The organism is Brevibacillus agri, from assembly GCF_004117055.1.
Lineage (GTDB): Bacteria > Bacillota > Bacilli > Brevibacillales > Brevibacillaceae > Brevibacillus > Brevibacillus agri.
Genome location: NZ_CP026363.1, coordinates 4927867 through 4946089, shown reverse-complemented (window position 1 = coordinate 4946089; position 18223 = coordinate 4927867). Strand labels below are relative to the sequence as shown.

Genomic DNA, 18223 nt, shown 5'->3' with positions numbered 1-18223 from the left:
CTTGTCAGATCGCGCCCAAGAGGACTATACTTGGTGGGTGAACGAAAATAAAAGATCAAGCAACTCGGGGAGTCCTTCATGCGGGGCTGAGAGGATGGAAGCAACGACCGTCGACCCATTGCACCTGATCCGGATCATGCCGGCGCAGGGATACGGTTGCCGGCAAACAGCGCTTTTTTATTTGGTTACGATGCGTATGAAGCCCGCCTTTTCCTGCGAAGGAGAAGGTGGTTTTTTTCATTTTGTCGACTGCGCCAGGGGCTTTTGGCTACAACGGCGCTTTCGAACGGCCCCGAAGAGATTACAACAAGCGAGGAGAGAGAAAAATTGAGCGATTGTCTCGTAGTGGGTGGAGGAATTATCGGATTAAGTCTGGCTTATGAGTTGTCACGAAGAGGAAGGAGCGTCACGCTGGTCGAGCAGGGAGAATGGGGCGGACAGGCGTCTTCTGCGGCGGCGGGGATGCTCGCGCCGTTGAAGGAGTTTACGGCCCCAGGCCCGATGCTCGATCTGGGCATGACTTCGCTGGCCTATTACCCGCAGTGGGCGGCCGAGCTGGAAGAGTTTACCGGAGGAGACGTCCAGCTCAGCCTGGAAGGGCTGCTGACGGTCGCGCTCAACGATGACGAGCAGGCACAGCTTTTGGCGAAGTACCATTGGCAAAAAGAAGCGGGGCACAGCGTCCACCTTTTGACGGAGCGGCAGCAACTGGCTGAGGTGGAGCCGCTTTTGACCGAGCAGGCGCAGGCAGCCATCTACTCTCCGTACGAAGGGCATATCAACAACCGCATGCTGCTGCGCGCTCTGGTGACAGCATGCCGGCTGCAAGGCGTCGCGTTGCACGCAGGCTGTGTCGTGAGCGGCATCGCGGTAAAAGGCGGCCGGGTAGTCGGCGTGGAGAGTTCGCTTGGACCGCTGCGGGCGGAGCAAACGATCATCACGTCAGGCGCGTGGGCGGGCATCATGCTGGAAATGCTCGGCGTTTCGATTCCCGTTCGCCCGGTTCGCGGCCAGATCGCGGCGGTATCCTCCGCAGGCATCCCGCTTCGCACCGTCATTTTTGGCACCTCCGGCTACATCACGCCGAAGAAGGACGGGAAAATCGTCATCGGCGCGACAGAAGACGAAAGCGGCTTTCAGCGCGAAGTTACAATGGCGGGCTTGGCCAGCATCCTGAACGGAGTCATGCCGTACGTCCCGGCCTTGCACGGCGCTGCTTTTCTGGAGGCGTGGGGCGGACTGCGGCCAGCTACCGCAGATGGCAAGCCGCTGCTTGGTCCCGTGCCCGGCTGGGACGGGCTTTCGATTGCCGGAGGGCACTTCCGCAACGGCATCTTGCTGTCCCCGGCTACCGCGAAATGGATGGCCGACTACCTGGAAAAAGGCGAGACAGAGCGTCTGACGCCGTTTTTGCCATCCCGCTTTTTGGCAAAAACAGACGAAACGTCGAACAAAATGGGCTAGTCCGAACTGCAAACCCGGTACACCTCCCCATGGGCACCTGTATATGGTAATAAAGAAACACCAGAAGGGGAGGAGTTTCCATGCAGTCTGAAAAAAACCTGTACCAGGCTGACGTCCAGACGGTCAGTCTGATAAAGGATATGCGTGAAAATGTGCACAACATATGCAAAGAACACGTCGAGAAAAAGGTGCGCATTGAAGCGATTGACGGCCAGATTTTTGAAGGCGTGATCGTGGACTTTGACGATCAGAATGTATATGTGGAAGTGGACGATCCCGATGCAGAGGAAGACGACTACGAGTTCGAAGAGGTAGCCAGCCGCAAATCGCATGGAGACTGGGGCATGTACCCGGACTGGACTCCCTACGGCTATCCATATGGCGGATACCAGCCGTTTGGCGATGTCAGTCCGCTTGGCAGCAGCAGCCAGCCGAATCGGCCTCCTGCTGGTCAAGTCAGCCCTTACGCGGACGATTGCTATCCATACGCTCCGATCAGCCCATTCGGCAGCCCGAACCAGCCGTATGGGCAGGTAAGTCCGTTCGGCAGCCCGAATCAGCCGTTTGGGCAGGTAAGCCCGTTCGGCAGTCCGGGTCAACCGTATGGGCAGGTAAGTCCGTTCGGCAGCCCGAATCAGCCGTTTGGGCAGGTAAGCCCGTTCGGCAGTCCGGGCCAGCCATATGGGCAAGTAAGTCCGTTTGGCAGTCCGAGCTTTCCGTACGGCCAGGTGAGTCCGTTTGGAGAGGGCGCTCCTTTCGTCAGCCCTTATTCCGGCTTCAATCCGTACATGGCGCCGTTCCCACCGTTCCCGCCCTACCCGCCTCAGCCGTGTTACCCGTACCCACCGCCGCCACCACCTCCGGCTGCAGTCGTCGTGCCGAGGAAAAAACGCCGCCGTCCGTGCCGAAGAGGCAAAAGAATCATTCCGCTCGCCTTGTTTACGCTTTTGACGATCGCGCTGCTCTAAAACCTGAAAGCATAGAGTTACCAAGCCTCTTGCCATCCGCAATTCCGGCAGCGAGGCTTGTTGCTCGTTTTGCCTGCCCTCGCCTGTGAGTACAACCCGCCGTTTTGGCGCACACTACCAGTAGTATGTGACGAAGGCAGGGGATACAAATGAAGAAAATTCAAAGCAGCTTACCAGGGACGAAGGCGACGTTCGGCTATTTCCGCGAGTCGCTCGAGCCGCATTTTACACTGGCGAATTGGGATTACGAACACGGCTATTTCGACCGCACCCTTGACGACAGGAACACCGTGTACCTCCGCCTCCCGGTAAAAGTCTTGCAGGGCGAGCTCGACAGCCCCGACGCGTGGCTGGAACTGGGCGAACCGTTTGTTTTGCGCCACGTCTACAACACAGGCGTAGAGGAAGATATCGGCTACTACGCCCCCGTCGCTTCAGCCGTGATGAACCAGTTCCAGGAGCCGCTCGACAAAGATGCCGAGATCGACCCCCGCTGGATTCGCAAGGCCGAGGCCATCGTCAAAGAACTGGAAAATCGTCTCGGATGAAAAGCGGGCCTTGGAGCAGGCCTGCTTTTTTGTTTTGCTTTGCTGAAAGCAGCAGCGAGGAATGGATTTTCAATGAAATTGCTTTTTCAGTTCGGTTCTGTTAGCAGAAAAACATTGTACAGATTGAGGAAAGCCCAGCCTTGCCTGAGCGCCCCGGATCGGACAGCACTTTTTGCCAACCTGAACCCCATCTTTGAAAAACTCTTTACAAACGTTTTAAAAAACCCACGCCCACCCAAGCAAGCCGCTGACGAGGAAAGAGGAGAAATCCGCGAAAGCTCTTTGGGATACCGACCGAGGCTCCGGAGAAAAAGCAAAACACGCTTTTAAGCGTCCACTCTGAGCCGCATCCTGAATCGACCACTTTGGACGCGGTTTTGCTTTTTCCCCGGAGCCGGGCAGTCCAGCCCCCAGCGGGTATCCCAAGAAGCTCCAGCGATTTCTCCTCTTTCCTCGCCTCACCAAAAGCAACGACAGACGGGCTTTTTAATGTTTTTGCTTTTGCCTCGCCTTCGCCAAAAGCAACGGCAAACGGTCTTTTCAATGTTTTTGCTTTTTCCCTCGCCTCGCCAACAGCAACGGGCAAACGCTCTTTTCAATGTTTTCACTTTTTCCCCGCATCACCAAAAACAACAAACAACAACCTTTGTAAAAGATTTGTTTTTCCACTATTAGTCAGGTAATATTTCCCTAACAGCAGAATGACCGACCCGAGACACCCGTGAAAAACGACGTCCTGACAGGAGACAGGAGGCGACAGCATGGCGTGGTACCATGCGATAGCGAAATGGTATTGGAAAATCCGCAAGCCGCTGACTCTCGGAGTGCGCCTCATCGTGGCCGACGAACAAAAAGGCGTCCTGCTCATTCGGCACACCTATGTACCCGGCTGGTACTTGCCCGGCGGCGGAGTCGAAAAAGGAGAATCGTTCTGGGAGGCAGCCCGCAGAGAGCTGCGGGAAGAATGCGGCCTCGTGGCTGGCGAGCTCAGGCTCTGTCACCTGTATTACAGCGAACGCGAAGGCAAGCGCGACCACATCGCCCTGTTCCATGCCTGCCAAATCCAGCCCGGGACAGGCAAGATCGACGCCGATGAAGTCCGGGACATGCGCTACTTTTTGTGGGACCAGCTCCCGGACGACATGACCCCCTCGACGCGAAAGCGATTGGCGGAATTTTGCGCCCAGTCTTTCCGCGAAGAGCGATGGTGAGACTCGGCCGTTTCCATGCATCTCCTTTTCCCATGTGGTATAGTGAGATCAACAAAACGAGCGTACTTGACCGCTTCGAAGGATAAAAGTGAGGGCAGACCAGCATGAAGATTGCGACTGTACTGCGAAATGACGATTATACACGGGAAGTAGAACATTTGTTGAAGGAAAAGCTGCGCGAGGCAGGCAGTCCTTACACGTTTGTGAACGGAACGGAGGCCAAGCCTGACATGGTGCTCTCAATCGGAGGGGACGGGACGCTGCTGGAGGCCGTCCATCAATACGGCATGGAGCCGGCCTATGTCGGGATTCATACGGGACACCTCGGTTTTTACGCCGACTGGCGGCCGGAGGAGCTGGATGAGTTCGTCGACCGGCTGCTGCACGCCGAACCGGCGATCGTCGAGTATCCGACGGTCCAGTGCCGGATTGATACAGCAGATGGCCAGCGATACGAAAAATGGGCGTTGAACGAACTGGTCCTGCGCAACGCGTCCCTCTCGACGTTGGTCGCTTGCGTCTACATTAACGGGGACGAGTTGGAGACGTTTCGCGGCGACGGGTTGATCGTGTCTTCGCCATCGGGGAGTACAGCCTACAACAAAGCCGTGGATGGAGCGATCGTGCATCCGTCCATCGAGGCGATCCAACTGTCCGAAATCGCCTCCATCAACAACCAGGCGTACCGGACGATCAACAGCTCGCTCGTTTTGCCCAAGCATCACGAAGTAGAGCTGATTGTCATGAACCCGGAAATCATGATCGGCCTCGATCGCGAGCAGGCGGTGTGGAGAGGCGTGCGCTCCATTATGTGCCGTGTCGGGCAAGGCAAAGTCAAATTCGCCCGCTACAAGCGACTGACGTTTTGGAGCAGGGTGCGCAATTCGTTTATCAAAGGATAGAGAGACTTGGGGGAGGGGATATCATTGAAAAAGCTAGGAACACTGCAAAGCATTTTCCGCCATCCGGTAAAAGCGATGCAGGGCGAGCAACTGACGACGTCGGAGGTCGACGTTTTCGGCCTGTACGGCGATCGGGCTTATTACTTTCTGGACGACTCTCGCGGCGGAAAATATTTGAGTGCAGACGTCGTCCCGGCGCTGCTCGGCTACCATGCCAGCATGGGGGAAAAGACGGGCGAAGAAGCATACCCCGACGTTCAAGTTGAAGCGCGTGACGGCAGCGTACATACGTGGGGAGAGTCGCTGTTCGCCCATGTCGCAGAGACAGCGAAAAGAGCGGTGACACCGATGCGCAGTCTCCCGACAGAGGGAGGGAAAAACTGGGAGGACCACATTCTTTTGGTGACGGACGCCTCCCTGCGCGAGCTGGCACGGGTGATCGGCAGCGACTGGATTGACCCGAGACGTTTTCGCGGAAACCTCATCGTCGTGCTCGAAGACGACGAACCGTTCGCAGAAGACAAATGGCTGGGCAAAAAGCTGCAAATCAACGATGTTACCTTGCAGGTTACCAAGCATTGCGAGCGTTGCATGTACGTGAACATCGACCCCGATACGCTGCAGAAAAACCCGGCTGTGCTGAAAGCATGCGTGAAGCGCCACGAAAACCATTTTGGCGTGTACGCCTCTGTGGTGACGACAGGTACGGTGTCGCAGGGCGACGAGGTGTTTATTCTGGAGTAGGCAAAAAGGCGAGGCAAACTGCTTTTGCCTCGGCAACTGGCTAGTGGAGGTGCGAAAGATGACCGTGATGAGTCCTGTAGAAAAAGTGAAGGCTTTTGTGCAGCAGTACGATCCCGCAATCGAGCCGATTTTGTTCGAGCAGCCGCTTCCTACATCCGAGGCAGCCGCCGAAGCGTTGGGCAGCGAGGTGGGACAAATCGCCAAGTCGATCCTGTTTCGAGCTGGCGACCAGTTTGCGCTGTTTGTCGCAGCGGGAGATGTCAAGATCCATCCCAAGCAGGTCAAGGCCGCTTTTGGCTCGGGCAAGGCGAAGATGGCCTCCGCCGAAGAAGTGGAAAAGGTGACAGGCTATCGCGTAGGCGCTGTCTGTCCGTTTGCGTTGCAGGAGGAAGTGCCCGTCTTCGTCGATACTTCCCTGCGGCGCTTCCCTGTCGTCTATACGGCTGCGGGCGTTGCCGAATCGCTTTTGCCCGTCACCTACGCGGCATTGCTTGCCATGACCAAAGCCGTCGAGATCGATGCGGCTGCTGCACCAGCCTCGTAAAAACATGACCGTTTTGCCGGCCGCAGGCAGACAAGCAGTTCTGCTGCTTTTCGGAAAATGGCGAAACGTTTTTTGCAAAAACAAAGCCGACAATCCGCATGACACCGTGGATTGCCGGCTTTTGTTCGTTCGCGCAGGGGAAGCTTCACGCTTCTTTTCCCAGCATCAATTGATAAAAATGCACATCGTGCCACTCGCCGAATTTGAAGCCCACCTCCCGGAATTTTCCCGCAAGCGTAAACCCGAACTTTTCATGAAGCCGCACACTTGCCTCGTTTCCACCCGTAATGCCGCTGATGACCGTGTGGTAGCCGAGCTGTTCCGCCCGCTGCAAGATGTCGCTCATCAAGGCCGTACCGACACCGCATCCCCGCTGCTGCGCATCAATGTAGACAGACAGCTCGACCGTTTTGCTGTACGCCGGCTTTTCGCGAAAAGGAGAAAGGCAGCAATAGCCGACCACTTGCCCGTCCGCTTCGACGACGAGCAGCGGATGAGCTTCAGTGTGCTTGTGAAACCAGACTTCGCGCTGGGCCAAACTCTGCGGCTCCAGGTCGAAAGTTGCAGCCAGATGGGCAATCGCATGGTTGTAAATCGCCAGCATGGCAGGTAAATCGTCCAAAACAGCTTCCCTGATTTGCAGCAGCATGAATACCGACTCCTTCAAAATCAAACAGCGATTCCTCGCCTGTTCTACCGCAGCGCCTCGTACACATCCCGGAGATTGGTGTATCCGGCCTGCTGCGCTTTTGTCAAATACTTCGCCCACAGCGTCCCGGCGGCCACGGCGTCACAGTAGGCGTGGTGCCTGCGGGAGATCGGGATGTCGTGCTGGGCGCAGAGGGCGTCCAGCGAGCCGTTGCCGATCGGGTTGCTCAACAGCCGAATCAAAAGCATCGTGTCGAGCATCCGGTGAGTCAGCGGTCGTCGGCTCGTTTTCCAGAGGGCGGAGCGAAAAAATTCGCGCTCATGCCGGGAGTGATGGGCGACGAGCGGACGATCTCCGACGAAGCGGAAAAACCGCGAGAGAGCTTCCAACAGATCGGGCGCGTCCGCAGTCATATCGTCGGTAATCCCGGTCAGCGAGCGGACGTGGGGCGGGATCGTGCGCCCCGGATTGACCAGCGTGTAAAACGAATCTCCGAGCAGCAGCTTTTCCCCGCGCATCGCCACCGCGCCGATAGAGATGATCGCGTCTCCGTGATCGGGGTAAAAGCCGGTCGTCTCCAGGTCGACGACGACCACCTCCAGATCGGCAAGCGGTATGTTTTCGCTGGAATCGACGTGTCTTGCTTCCTTGGAGATGGAGCGAAGATAAGCCTGGTGCTGTTTGTCGTCGTCGCCAAGCCCCCACTTCCAGTCGCCCGGCACCCCTGCCATTCCGCGGTTCATGTTCCACAAGCGGCCGATGAAGTCCCATTTTGCCAAATGCGTCTCCTCCTATCCCCTGAAGGTGGACGGGAGCTTCGCCGTCATTTTTTGCAGGCGGATGGCGAGCTTCATCGCTTCACGCACCTGTGTGATGGAATCAGGCGACAGCTTGCTGAGCTTGATGTAGCTGTTGCTCGTGTAATGGCCGTCCTCCCAGTGCAAGAGGGCGGTCAGGCGCAGCCCCTGGATCAGCCGAAAATGCGCGGCTATTTCGTCGCAAAAGCTTTTGCTCCACACGCCTTTTTCCGCCAGCTCGCCCAGCCGCTCAAGCGTGGAGCTGACGAAGATGCCGTGCGCCAGGGCGAAATGCCGCACGCAGTTGACGATCGGCAAATAGACGCCGTACTTGATGTTGATGGCTCCGCGAAACCGCCCGGTGACCTCGGGCAGCACCCTTCCGAACAGGCCGAGCGGCACGCGGTAATGCAAAGTGTTGCTGACCAGCCGATCGAGCAAAAACGTATTCCCGGCCAAAAGCTGCCGGAAGCGGTCCAGGACAGGGGCGAAAATGGCCGATTCTCCGTACAGGACGCGCACGTCGCTTGCCAGCAGCAAATAGCGGGCGTTTTCCCAGACCGGGTGAGAGATCCATCTGTCCAACTGGTCGATCCATTGGTCGACGCTGCCGCGCCACTTCGGAGAGAGGCAGGTGACATTGCCCTGGCAAGGCGGATAGCCTGCTTCCTCCAGGCCGGAAACGATGGTCGCGGCCAGCAGTTGAAAATAGCCGTGAACCCGCTCCTGCTCGCTTTCGTTGAGGTGCTCGGGGATCGAGTAGACAAGCCCGTTGTCCTGGTCGCTGATGATGGCCTGCTCGAAGCGCCCGCCGCTGCCGAATTGCAAAAAGGCAAACGGGACGGGCGGCGTGCCGACACCTCTTTTAGCCAGAGCGTCTACGGCAAGCAGAACGCCCTGGCGGATAAGGTTGTCGTGAATCAAGTTCACTACGATTGAAAAAGGGGCCATCTCCCCTGCGCGGTTCAATTGGCGCAAGGGATCTGGGTCAAGCAATTGCTGGCGAAGTTGCGCGAGCTCGGCGAACGATTCCACCTGCCGGATACGCGCTACCTGCTCAGGTGAGAGTGTGAGAGGTGCCGCTTTGCTGGGACGCAGAGGGTCGAATGCGCTCGGGCTGCAGTAGTTCGGGATAACCGTATCCCCCGTGTTCGCTAAGGTCAAGGCCAACCACCTCTTCTTCTTCTGTGACTCGAAGTCCGATAGTCGCTTTCAGGATGGACAAAATGACGTACGCTACAACAAACACATAAGCCATGGAGCCTGCGAGGCCAAGCGCCTGTACACCGAGCTGGTGCAGCCCGCCGCCGTAAAACAGTCCGGCGCCGCCTACCCCGACTTTTTCCGCAAGCTCCGGCGTAGCGAACAGGCCAGTGGACAGCGTGCCCCAGATTCCGGCTACGCCGTGAACGGAAAAGGCGAAGACCGGATCGTCAATTCCCATGCGATCGAACCAGATGGAAGTATAGAATGTAAGAATACCTGACACTGCGCCGATCACGACGGCAGCCCACGGCTCGACGAATGCGCACGAAGCAGTGATGGCGACGAGAGCGGCCAGAACGCCGTTCAGCATGCTCGGGATGTCAGCTTTGCCCATGACGATCCAGGAAATGGCGAGGGCGGCGACAGCGCCTGCTGCTGTAGCGAGATTAGTCGTAACGGCGACATAGCCGAAAAAGCCGGAGGTGCTGCCGAGCGTGGAGCCTGCGTTGAAGCCGAACCAGCCGATCCACAGAAACAGCACGCCGAGCACGGAGTACACCTGGTTGTGGCCGGGGATCAAATTGGAGCTGCCGTCACGGTTGTATTTGCCGATGCGCGGCTTCAACAGAACGGTAGCGACGAGTGCGACGATGGCGCCTTGCAGATGGACAACCGTGGAGCCGGCGAAGTCTTGCATGCCGAGCTGGGCGAGCCAGCCTCCACCCCAGACCCAGTGGCCGACGACAGGATAGATGAGGACGGTAAACAATACGCTGAAAATAAAGTAAACGGACAGCTTGGCACGCTCGGCAAAACCGCCCCAGGCGATCGCCAGCGAAACCGCCGCGAAGGCGAGCTGGAAGAGGAAGAGAATCGAGATCGGAACCGTAGCGGCAGAGAAGGCGGAGAAAGCGTCCTTTTGCAAGCCGTCGAAGAAAAAGCCGGATAAGCCGATGAAGGAGTTGCCGTCACCAAAAGTCAGACCGAAGCCGAACGCCCAAAAGGCGATGGAGCAAATGCCGAAGGTGAGGACGGTTTTGCCTGCGACGTGGCCTGCGTTTTTCATCCGGGTCGATCCGGCCTCAAGCAAGGCAAACCCTACTTGCATGAGAATGACCAAAATGGCCGAGACCATGACCCATGTGGCATCAATGGCGGACGATAGATCAGTGAGAGTCGGTTCCATTCATTCCACTCCTTTTATGTCAGGTATTCTGACATTCATTTTATTTATGTCAGATTATATGACACGTAAAAACGGAATGCAATTCTTTTTTCACAAAGAAACAGAAAACACCAATCCTTCTGTCTACACAGAGGCGGATTGGTGTTGTTGGCGCGAATTTCGTTGGTCGATAAAAAATCCTGTCGCAGACATCGCGGCGAGAAACAGCCCGCTGATGAAAAAGAGCTGTTCTACTGGCCAGCTTCCCAGCCAGATGGCGCCAAGGCTGCTCGACAGCATCGAGAAGAACGTAAAGATCAGCATGTTGATCGCAAAAATTTTGCCTGTGCTGCTGCTGGCGGCCTTGATCTGGATCGCCGTGACGGTCGGGATGCCGATGAACGGTCCGCCGACCCCGGCTACGGCTGCTCCGAGAAAAGCGAGCCAATGCACCGTGCCTCCTGTGGCGAGCAGGAGAAAGCCACCCGCTTGCAGCGTCCACCCGATGAGAATGACCAGCAAGTAGCGCGTATAGTACGCCCGCGACATGTACAGGCTGCCGAGCAGGTTGCCTACGCCGTAAAAGCCCATCAGCATCGCCAGCGTACTCCCGTCCCCTTGCTGGATGCGTTCCGCGAGAAAAGGAAAGCCGACACTGTAGCACACCTGCCAGACGAGAAAGCCCATATTGCTAAACAGCAAGACCAGGAGCAGCAGTCGGCTTTTGCGCAATTCCCGCACCCCTTCTGCAATGTCGCGCACGTACTGGCCGGGAGTCATTTTCGCTGCGGAGGCTGTCGCCTGATCGTGCAGGGAGACGCGAAGCGTATACAAGAAAACGACAGAGAGCATGTAGCTGGCGGCATTGACGAAAAACAGGGTGGAGAGCGGCACGGCTGCGGCAATCAGCCCGATCGTCATCGGCGCTGCAATCCGGACGGTGCGAAAGGTCGTGTCCAAAATCGCGTTTGCCCGCCCCAGTTGTTCAACCGAAACGACAGACTTGAGCGCAACTGTGCGTGCGGGCTGAAACAGGCTGGAAAACAGCCCGAGCAAAAATTGCGCCACGAGAAAAAAGGCAAACTGCTCGATGCCCATAGCAGCCATGATCCCGACGCCGATCGCTACAAATATGCGGGCGACGTCAGCGCCGACCATCAGCAGGCGGGGGCTGTACCGATCCGCAAGCACGCCGCCGATCAGGTAAAAAAGCAGTCCGGCCACCATTTCCGGGATCGCTAGCAGGCTGAGTGCCGTTCCCGACTTGGTCGCCTGCAGCAAATACCAGAGCAGGGCGAAGCTGTAGCATTGATCTCCGACGTTGGCTGTCAATTGCGCCAGCCACAGCTTCAAAAACGAGCGGTTTTTCCATAAGACCGAGGATGAGTCCACGTGTAATCTCTCCGTCATGGTACGTAGTCAAAAGATTTTGATCTAAGCGTAGCAAGGCGAAGAGGGAAAGTAAAGAAGCGATCAGACGATTGGCTGTCCGTTTCAACCAGAGGCGCGCTCCGTTCATGAAAAACGGCTTCCGGAAAGAAGCCGCTGAAAAAATTTACCCTTGGGTGCTGTTGTTTTGCTCGTTGTGCTGCTGTTGTCGGGAAGAGCCTTGGTTGTTGTCGGTATGCGTGTCGTCCGCAACGGTGCTGCTGGTCAGTCCGGCTACAGCCAAACCTTTCTGGTTCAAGTTTTTCGCGCTTTTGAACTTGGACATGGTGCTTCCCCCTTCATCATCTGGCTTCTGTTTTACGATGCCTAGCCAGCGGCAGAAGTAATCGTCCCACATTTTCCCGCAGAGCGGCTGTCTATGTGGAAGCGTAAGATATACTATAGAGAAAAGAGGTTTGTGTAAAAAAGGAGGGGATGGCATGGGAGGATGTGTCATTATCGTGGAAGGGAAGACAGACAAGGAGCAACTGCTCCGCGTACTGGCAGAGCCTGTGACCATCTACTGCACATACGGCTCCTACAGCCAGGAAAAAGGCGAGCAGCTTTTGGCGCAAGCGGAATCGGCAGACGAAGTGTACCTGTTTACCGATGAAGATGACAGCGGCAAAAAACTGCGGGCGAGCTTGTCCGACGATTTCCCGCACGCTGTGCATCTCTACACCCCGAAAATGTACAGGGAAGTGGCGAGCACGCCGTTGCCTGTGTTGGCTGAAATATTGGAGCGGGCCGGATTTGCCGTGGTAAACCTCGATTCCTGATGCTGGAAAGCCGTCAGGGGATAAAACACCTCGCCATCGGCTATAACAGTAGTAGATGGATTGGTGGAGGTGCAAGGCAATTGCGCGGCTTGATGACCTTTTTAAATCGCATGAACATCCTGATGTGGCTGCTGGGCATTTTCATTGCTCATGCGCTGCTCTATCTCGCGCTGGGTACAGCGACCTGGCTGGCGACGTCCCTCTTGGCTACCGCCTTCTACGGCATTATTTTGCTCGTAGGCAAACTGGTCGCCAGCCGTTACCCTGACAAGGAAGAAAGCAGATGAAAAGCCGGCTTTGGCGCAGCCGGCTTTTTCCTTTTTCCACTTTTCTCCTGACTACCAGCCGAAAAACTGGAGGGCGAGAATCAAAGCGCCCAATACCCAGACGTAGACAGCGAAGCCCTTCATCGAGCCTGTGCTGATAATTTTCAGCATCCAGCGAATGGCGACGTACCCGGCCAGTCCGGCACACATCGTTCCGACGAGCATCGGGATGAGCAGCGCGGTATCGAGCGGGGCAGCCGCCAGCTTGGCTGTTTGCAGCACGCATGCCCCCAAGATGGCAGGCAAGGAAATCAAAAAAGAAAAGCGCGCGGCGTCGGCGCGGTCGATTCCGCGCATGAGCGCTCCGGCGATCGTCAGCCCCGAACGGGAAATCGCGGGCAAGATCGCAGCCCCTTGCAGCGTGCCGATGATGAGCGCATCCGTGTAGCGAATGTCGTCGAATTTGCGCTCGCCCCGTCGCATGGATTCAACGGCCCACAAAATGGCGCCCGTGGCGAGAAACTCCCAGCCGATGGTGATTCCGGTGCGCGAAATCTCCTCGAAGTAGTCTTCGAACAAAAGCCCGATCGCCGCCGTAGGAATCGTGCCGACGACGAGCAGCTTCGTCAGCTTGGAAAACGGGTTTAAGACGATGTAGCGAATCTGCGGCCAAAATACAATCACGACAGCGATCAGCGTCCCGAAATGCAGCATCGTGTCGAAGAGCAGACCGACTTCCTGCATGCCGAACAGCTTTCTGAACAAGACGAGATGGCCTGTACTGGAGATCGGCAAAAACTCCGTCAATCCCTGGACGATTCCGAGGAAAATATGTTCCAAGAGAACGAGCATGGACATAGGTCACTCCTGTCTGTTGGCAAAATGAAACCGGGTACAAGCCGGGCCTTACTGTCATATGTATGTTCACGGAGACAAGACTTGCCTTTTGGGGGCGGCCTGAGCAAAAAAAGTTGTGGTATTTTCCCGGCCGGGATGGGTATAGTTAGTGTGCATATAGGAAGAGAGTGAGGAAGAAACAACCATGCACAAAAAGAAAAAACGCGAGCCGCAGTTGGCTGCGACGGGAAGCCTGCAGGCGGGCATGACGCTTACCATGACAGTGGCGCGCAAAACGGAGATCGGCTATTTTTTGCGCGAGGGCAACGATGAAGTGTTTTTGCATGAAAAGGAAGCGCATGAGCGTCTGCATGTAGACGATGAAGTAGAAGTGTTTTTGTACCACGACCACGAAAATCGGCTGGCAGCGACGATGGACATGCCTTATGTCAGCATGGGAGAGTACGGCTGGCTGGAGGTCGTGGATGTATCGCCGCGGATGGGCGTGTTTTTGGACAACGGGATCAAAAAAGATTTGCTGCTGTTTGTCGATGACCTGCCAAAGCTCGCCGATGAATGGCCGCGCCCGCGCGATCAAATATTGGTGACATTGAAGCAGGACAAGCTCGGACGGCTGCTCGCCAAGCCTGTAACCGAAGCGGAAGTGACGAAAATCGCCGTGCCCGCTGACGAAAGCATGCGAAACAAGCAGGTGGAAGGTACCGTCTACAAGGTCATTGCAGCAGGGGCGTTTTTGCTGACAGAGGACGACCATATTTTGTTTATCCACCGCGACGAGATGGTAGGCCGCCTGCGCTTGGGCCAGACGATTCGCTGCCGCATCAGCTACGTGCGCGAAGACGGGCGGCTGAACGGCTCGATGAAGGAGCGCAAGGAAGTGCAGTACGGCGAGGATGCGGACAAGCTCTTGCGCTATTTGATTAATCGTGACGGGGCCATGCCTTACACGGACAGTACGGAAGCTGATATCATCCGCGAAAAATTCCAGATGAGCAAGTCCAGCTTCAAACGGGCGCTCGGCAAGCTCATGAAGGAGCGCCGCGTGGAACAGGTTGACGGCTGGACGAAAATCATCCGCCGCGACGACGAAAAATAAACAAATCCCTCCCCCGCGCCCTTTGCTTGCTGCAAGCATAGGGGACGCGCCGGGAGGGATTTTTCAATTTAGCATGGGAAGCATGCGCGAAAGCCGTCCGGCTAGGGAGTGACTTGCACCTGCTGCTTTTGCTTGCGGCTTTTGTAGTAGGAGAAGCAAAAACCGAGCGCGAGCAGGATGAAGCCAGGAATGTCAGTCGCGAGGCCGGGAATGACGGCAAGCACACCTCCGGCGACCGCGAGCAGCCGCTCCAGCAGATTCATTTTTGCCATCCAGTATCCGATCAGCCCTGCCCCGACCCCGATCATGCCGACGGTAGAAGTAAACATCACCCAGAGCGACTCGGTAAAAGTCGTATCAATCAGCAAAAGCGCAGGCGAGACGACGAAAATATAAGGAGCCATGAAGGCGGCGATGGCAAGTCGGGTGGACTCCACTCCGGTGAGAATCGGCTTGGACTTGGCGATGCCCGATGCGGCGAAGGCGGCCAGCGCGACAGGCGGCGTAATGTCAGCCACGATCCCGAAGTAAAACGTGAACATATGAGCGGCGATCGCGGGCACGCCCAACTGGATCAGCGCGGGAGCGGCAATGGTTGAGGTGATGATGTAGTTCGCGGTAGTCGGCGTCCCCATGCCCAAGATCAAGGAAGCGATCATCGTGAAAAACAGCGTGAGGAACAATTGCCCGCCTGCCAGGTCGATCAGTCCGTTCGCCAGCTTGAGCCCGATGCCCGTCAGCGTGATCGTACCGACGATGATTCCCGCGCAAGCCGTCGCCGCCACGACGCCGAGAGCGACGCGGGCGCCAGAGGCGAGCGCTTCGAGGATGTCGGCAACCGACATGCGCGTCTCTTTGCGAAAAGCGCCGACTGCGACGGTTGAGACGATTCCGATGATGGCGGAGTTTTCGGCGGAAATATTCATCATCAAGGCGGCGATGATAATGGCGATCGGCAGGAGTAGATACATTTTTTTCAGCACGGCTTTTTTGTCGGGCAGCTCTTCCTGTGTCAAGCCGCGCAGGCCGAGCCGCTTCGCTTCGAAGTGCGTCATGATCCAGATGCCCACGAAAAACAGGATCGCGGGCAAAGCCGCGGATTTGGCAATCTCCAGGTACGACACGCCGATGAACTCCGCCATCAGAAAGGCGGCGGCCCCCATGACGGGCGGCATAATCTGTCCGCCTGTGGAAGAGGACGCTTCGACGGCTGCGGCAAATTCCGAGCGGTAGCCGAGCCGCTTCATCATCGGGATGGTGAAGGCGCCAGAGGTGACGACATTGGCGACGGAGCTGCCGCTGATCGTCCCTTGCAAGGCGCTGGAAAACACCGCTACCTTGGCCGGGCCGCCGATTCGTCTGCCGGCAATGACGAGCGACAAATCGTTGAAATACTCGCCTACCCCTGTCTTTTCCAGAAACGCGCCGAACAGCACGAACAGGAAAATGAACGTCGACGAGACGGCGAGCGGCGTGCCCAATATCCCTTCCAACGTGTAGTAGCTGTGGCCGATAATCCGGTCGAGGTCGCTGCCGCGATGCTGCAAAAAGCCCGGCATGTACGGGCCGAGATACGTGTAGACGAGAAAAATGACGGCGATCAGGGTGATCGGGATGCCGACCACGCGGCGCGCCGCTTCCAGCACGAGCAGGATGGCGATTCCGCCTACAGCCATGTCCAATGTCGTGTAGTTGCCCGTCCGCGTGACCAGTCCCTCATAATCAAACACCCAGTACATCGTGACGGCTACGCCCAGGAGAGCGAGAACGATGTTGACGAGCCCGACCTTTCCTTTGTCGCCCTTGGCGGTTCCTGAGTAGAGCAGGTAGACGAGACAAAGTCCAAACGCCAGATGGATCGGCCGATGGATTTGCGGCGGGAGGACGAGGAAAAGCGTGCTTGCAAGCTGGTAGAGGGAAAAGAGGACCAACAGGCAAAAGGTGATCCATTTCATCGGCCCGGCGAGCTGGCGTGTGGCGGATTCCTTGTCGTATTGCGCGATGAGTTTTTCCACTTCCTGCTGGTTGATGTTCGTTGTACTCATTCGTAACCTCCTAACTCGCTTAAAATGGATCGCTTTTCCGCCTGAATGACGACAGCCTCTCCGGGCTTGCCAATCGAGCGAAGCGGCAGCTCTTGTCCGGCGAAAAGCAACGTATGATTCGCCCGAACCTGTCCGATAAACAGATGGAGCGCGGGGAAGGCGCGGTGCATGTTGCGCACTTCGAACTGTCCGTCTGCGAGCGCCAGCTCCTCGCCTGCGGCCAGTTCGTTTTCCATGCCAATGCCGTAGTCGTGAAAGCGGAGCTTAACGAGGACAATCTGCCCGGCTTCCAGACGATAGCGCTCTTCGACGGTAGAACGATGAATAGAATGAGTCCAGCGAATGCCGAAGGAGCCGTCCTGCGCGATGCGGTGGCTCCAGAGAACTTCGTTGCTCGTGCTGTCGCGCACCACCAAGACGGGAAAAAGCGGGATGACAGCGACGATGACGAGCAAAAGCAAAGCCAGGAAGGAGAAAAGGCGGAACAGATTCCGCCTCTCTCCAAAAGCCGCAGACCGGATTGCAGCCATACGCTGTTACTTCACGCCTTTTTCGTCAAAGTACTTTTTCGCCCCGGGATGGATCGGAATGCTGACGCCGCTGAGCACGCTGTCGAGCTTGATCTCCTTGGCCTTGGCGTGGCCGAGCTTGTCGGTGTTATCGAAAATCGCCTTTGTCACCTTGTACACGAGGTCTTCGTCGAGATCGGAGCGGATCAGCAGCATGGATTTGACGGACACGGTCGTGACTTCCTCGGGAACGGTCTGGTACGTATTCGCAGGAACGGTTGTTTTGACGTAGTAAGGGTATTTGGCGATAATCGCGTCGATCTTGTCGTTGTCGATCGGAATGATTTTCACGCCTGTCGTGGCAGCCAGCTCGGTGATGGCGGCAGTTGGAGTCCCGGCAGTCTGGAACGCGGCGTCGAGCTTGCCGTCCTGGATCGCCTTGGCCGAGTCGGCAAACGAGAGCCGCTGCAACTGCGTATCGTCGAATGTCAGCCCGTACGCCTCCAAAATTTGCTGGGCGTTGATCTCCGTACCGCTGCCCGGAGCGCCGACAGAGACGCGCTTTCCTTTCAGATCGGCTACGCTTTTGATGTTGCTGTCAGCCGAGACGACGATCTGAATCGTCTCGTCGTACAGAGCGCCCAAAGCCTGGAACGAATCTATTTTGCCATCTTGCTGAAACATGTTCGTTCCCGCTGCGGCGTATTCGGCGATGTCGTTTTGCGTAAAGGCGATATCCGCTTTTTTGTCGCGAAGCAGCCGGATGTTCTCGGCAGAGGCGCCCGTAGCCTGCGCTGTGGCTGTCACGCCGGCGTTTTTCGTGATATGGTCGGCCATTCCGCCGCCGAGCGGATAGTACGTGCCGCCTGTGCCGCCTGTCGCGATCACCAGTTGCTGGCTGCCGCCGCCACATGCGGTCATCCAGGCCATGGAGAGAAGCAAGATGAGCGAGAAGAGAACAGAACGCTTTTTCAAAAACAATTCACACTTGTCAGAAAATTATGTATATATCGCTCATTACGAATTGTAAGGGGACGACTAGAA

21 protein-coding genes and 1 riboswitch are annotated in these 18223 nt (G+C 56.8%); of the genes, 10 read left to right on the top strand and 11 right to left on the bottom strand.

What is annotated here, in order from left to right; translation table 11 throughout:
- The first annotated feature begins 55 nt into the window (after positions 1 to 55).
- Positions 56 to 171, top strand: a riboswitch (TPP riboswitch).
- 156 nt (positions 172 to 327) lie between these two features.
- From thiO to BA6348_RS24270, 3 genes are all read left to right on the top strand, one after another.
- Positions 328 to 1464, top strand: coding sequence for a glycine oxidase ThiO (gene thiO / locus BA6348_RS24280; RefSeq protein WP_005829978.1), 1137 nt, complete (start codon positions 328 to 330; stop codon positions 1462 to 1464).
- A gap of 80 nt (positions 1465 to 1544) precedes the next feature.
- Entirely contained in the window at positions 1545 to 2432 is an 888-nt protein-coding gene (locus BA6348_RS24275; protein WP_007783414.1) for an LSm family protein, read from the top strand.
- 149 nt (positions 2433 to 2581) lie between these two features.
- Positions 2582 to 2980 carry a YugN family protein gene (locus BA6348_RS24270; RefSeq protein WP_005829981.1) on the top strand — a complete coding sequence of 133 codons (399 nt, stop codon included), beginning with the start codon at positions 2582 to 2584 and terminating at the stop codon, positions 2978 to 2980.
- A 205-nt stretch (positions 2981 to 3185) separates the two neighbouring features.
- Here the strand turns inward: BA6348_RS24270 and BA6348_RS24265 are convergent, their stop codons facing one another.
- The gene (locus tag BA6348_RS24265; RefSeq protein WP_122952698.1) at positions 3186 to 3524 is read right to left on the bottom strand and encodes a hypothetical protein; all 339 of its coding nucleotides are present in this window, start codon (positions 3522 to 3524) and stop codon (positions 3186 to 3188) included.
- A 217-nt stretch (positions 3525 to 3741) separates the two neighbouring features.
- On the opposite strand from BA6348_RS24265, the gene BA6348_RS24260 reads away from it, so the two are divergent.
- The 4 genes from BA6348_RS24260 to BA6348_RS24245 all read left to right on the top strand — a co-directional run bounded on the left by BA6348_RS24260 (position 3742) and on the right by BA6348_RS24245 (position 6381).
- Positions 3742 to 4191, top strand: coding sequence for an NUDIX domain-containing protein (locus tag BA6348_RS24260; protein ID WP_005829984.1), 450 nt, complete (start codon positions 3742 to 3744; stop codon positions 4189 to 4191).
- Between the two features lie 104 nt (positions 4192 to 4295).
- Positions 4296 to 5093 carry an NAD kinase gene (locus BA6348_RS24255; RefSeq protein WP_005829985.1) on the top strand — a complete coding sequence of 266 codons (798 nt, stop codon included), beginning with the start codon at positions 4296 to 4298 and terminating at the stop codon, positions 5091 to 5093.
- Positions 5094 to 5117: 24 nt separating this feature from the next.
- The gene (locus BA6348_RS24250; RefSeq protein ID WP_005829987.1) at positions 5118 to 5837 is read left to right on the top strand and encodes an MOSC domain-containing protein; all 720 of its coding nucleotides are present in this window, start codon (positions 5118 to 5120) and stop codon (positions 5835 to 5837) included.
- A 58-nt stretch (positions 5838 to 5895) separates the two neighbouring features.
- Positions 5896 to 6381: a YbaK/EbsC family protein gene (locus tag BA6348_RS24245; protein ID WP_025845401.1), complete on the top strand. Its 486-nt coding sequence runs from the start codon at positions 5896 to 5898 to the stop codon at positions 6379 to 6381.
- 145 nt (positions 6382 to 6526) lie between these two features.
- Here the strand turns inward: BA6348_RS24245 and BA6348_RS24240 are convergent, their stop codons facing one another.
- From BA6348_RS24240 to BA6348_RS26935, 6 genes are all read right to left on the bottom strand, one after another.
- On the bottom strand, positions 6527 to 7030 hold the full coding sequence (locus BA6348_RS24240; protein ID WP_174768833.1) for a GNAT family N-acetyltransferase: 504 nt from the start codon (positions 7028 to 7030) through the stop codon (positions 6527 to 6529).
- Positions 7031 to 7074: 44 nt separating this feature from the next.
- Positions 7075 to 7809, bottom strand: a complete 735-nt coding sequence (locus BA6348_RS24235; protein WP_005829991.1) for an exonuclease domain-containing protein — start codon at positions 7807 to 7809, stop codon at positions 7075 to 7077.
- A 12-nt stretch (positions 7810 to 7821) separates the two neighbouring features.
- Positions 7822 to 8862 (bottom strand): DUF294 nucleotidyltransferase-like domain-containing protein, encoded by a 1041-nt coding sequence (locus BA6348_RS24230; protein WP_007783404.1) that lies wholly within the window; start codon positions 8860 to 8862, stop codon positions 7822 to 7824.
- A gap of 22 nt (positions 8863 to 8884) precedes the next feature.
- Entirely contained in the window at positions 8885 to 10219 is a 1335-nt protein-coding gene (locus tag BA6348_RS24225; protein WP_007783402.1) for an ammonium transporter, read from the bottom strand.
- 123 nt (positions 10220 to 10342) lie between these two features.
- Complete coding sequence (locus BA6348_RS24220) at positions 10343 to 11590, bottom strand: MFS transporter (RefSeq protein WP_005829996.1); 1248 nt, start codon at positions 11588 to 11590, stop codon at positions 10343 to 10345.
- A 163-nt stretch (positions 11591 to 11753) separates the two neighbouring features.
- Positions 11754 to 11912 carry a hypothetical protein gene (locus BA6348_RS26935; protein WP_007783398.1) on the bottom strand — a complete coding sequence of 53 codons (159 nt, stop codon included), beginning with the start codon at positions 11910 to 11912 and terminating at the stop codon, positions 11754 to 11756.
- 154 nt (positions 11913 to 12066) lie between these two features.
- Here BA6348_RS26935 and BA6348_RS24215 point away from each other — a divergent pair, with 154 nt between their 5' ends.
- Together BA6348_RS24215 and BA6348_RS24210 are read left to right on the top strand one after the other, a co-directional pair.
- Positions 12067 to 12405 carry a toprim domain-containing protein gene (locus BA6348_RS24215; RefSeq protein ID WP_005829999.1) on the top strand — a complete coding sequence of 113 codons (339 nt, stop codon included), beginning with the start codon at positions 12067 to 12069 and terminating at the stop codon, positions 12403 to 12405.
- Positions 12406 to 12485: 80 nt separating this feature from the next.
- Positions 12486 to 12692 (top strand): hypothetical protein, encoded by a 207-nt coding sequence (locus BA6348_RS24210; RefSeq protein ID WP_005830001.1) that lies wholly within the window; start codon positions 12486 to 12488, stop codon positions 12690 to 12692.
- Between the two features lie 51 nt (positions 12693 to 12743).
- On the opposite strand, the gene BA6348_RS24205 is transcribed toward BA6348_RS24210, so the two are convergent.
- Positions 12744 to 13523, bottom strand: a complete 780-nt coding sequence (locus tag BA6348_RS24205) for an undecaprenyl-diphosphate phosphatase (protein WP_005830002.1) — start codon at positions 13521 to 13523, stop codon at positions 12744 to 12746.
- A 190-nt stretch (positions 13524 to 13713) separates the two neighbouring features.
- Between BA6348_RS24205 and BA6348_RS24200 the strand changes: the two genes are divergently transcribed.
- Positions 13714 to 14625: a CvfB family protein gene (locus BA6348_RS24200; RefSeq protein WP_005830003.1), complete on the top strand. Its 912-nt coding sequence runs from the start codon at positions 13714 to 13716 to the stop codon at positions 14623 to 14625.
- A gap of 101 nt (positions 14626 to 14726) precedes the next feature.
- On the opposite strand, the gene BA6348_RS24195 is transcribed toward BA6348_RS24200, so the two are convergent.
- From BA6348_RS24195 to BA6348_RS24185, 3 genes are read right to left on the bottom strand one after another with little or no spacing between them, the layout of a single operon-like run.
- Positions 14727 to 16670, bottom strand: a complete 1944-nt coding sequence (locus tag BA6348_RS24195) for a TRAP transporter permease (RefSeq protein WP_122952697.1) — start codon at positions 16668 to 16670, stop codon at positions 14727 to 14729.
- Positions 16667 to 17200 (bottom strand): DUF1850 domain-containing protein, encoded by a 534-nt coding sequence (locus BA6348_RS24190; RefSeq protein WP_005830006.1) that lies wholly within the window; start codon positions 17198 to 17200, stop codon positions 16667 to 16669. The genes BA6348_RS24195 and BA6348_RS24190 overlap by 4 nt, the downstream gene beginning before the upstream one ends.
- 6 nt (positions 17201 to 17206) lie before the next feature.
- Positions 17207 to 18154 (bottom strand): TAXI family TRAP transporter solute-binding subunit, encoded by a 948-nt coding sequence (locus tag BA6348_RS24185; protein ID WP_005830008.1) that lies wholly within the window; start codon positions 18152 to 18154, stop codon positions 17207 to 17209.
- Positions 18155 to 18223: the final 69 nt, after the last annotated feature.

What these genes read in the sequence shown, in the direction of transcription:
- BA6348_RS24275 (WP_007783414.1), top strand. Translation starts at nt 1,545, where the DNA reads ATGCAGTCTGAAAAAAACCTGTACCAGGCTGACGTCCAGACGGTCAGT.
- BA6348_RS24270 (WP_005829981.1), top strand. Translation starts at nt 2,582, where the DNA reads ATGAAGAAAATTCAAAGCAGCTTACCAGGGACGAAGGCGACGTTCGGC.
- BA6348_RS24260 (WP_005829984.1), top strand. Translation starts at nt 3,742, where the DNA reads ATGGCGTGGTACCATGCGATAGCGAAATGGTATTGGAAAATCCGCAAG.
- BA6348_RS24255 (WP_005829985.1), top strand. Translation starts at nt 4,296, where the DNA reads ATGAAGATTGCGACTGTACTGCGAAATGACGATTATACACGGGAAGTA.
- BA6348_RS24245 (WP_025845401.1), top strand. Translation starts at nt 5,896, where the DNA reads ATGACCGTGATGAGTCCTGTAGAAAAAGTGAAGGCTTTTGTGCAGCAG.
- BA6348_RS24240 (WP_174768833.1), bottom strand. Translation starts at nt 7,030, where the DNA reads ATGCTGCTGCAAATCAGGGAAGCTGTTTTGGACGATTTACCTGCCATG.
- BA6348_RS24225 (WP_007783402.1), bottom strand. Translation starts at nt 10,219, where the DNA reads ATGGAACCGACTCTCACTGATCTATCGTCCGCCATTGATGCCACATGG.
- BA6348_RS26935 (WP_007783398.1), bottom strand. Translation starts at nt 11,912, where the DNA reads ATGTCCAAGTTCAAAAGCGCGAAAAACTTGAACCAGAAAGGTTTGGCT.
- BA6348_RS24215 (WP_005829999.1), top strand. Translation starts at nt 12,067, where the DNA reads ATGGGAGGATGTGTCATTATCGTGGAAGGGAAGACAGACAAGGAGCAA.
- BA6348_RS24205 (WP_005830002.1), bottom strand. Translation starts at nt 13,523, where the DNA reads ATGCTCGTTCTCTTGGAACATATTTTCCTCGGAATCGTCCAGGGATTG.
- BA6348_RS24200 (WP_005830003.1), top strand. Translation starts at nt 13,714, where the DNA reads ATGCACAAAAAGAAAAAACGCGAGCCGCAGTTGGCTGCGACGGGAAGC.
- BA6348_RS24195 (WP_122952697.1), bottom strand. Translation starts at nt 16,670, where the DNA reads ATGAGTACAACGAACATCAACCAGCAGGAAGTGGAAAAACTCATCGCG.
- BA6348_RS24190 (WP_005830006.1), bottom strand. Translation starts at nt 17,200, where the DNA reads ATGGCTGCAATCCGGTCTGCGGCTTTTGGAGAGAGGCGGAATCTGTTC.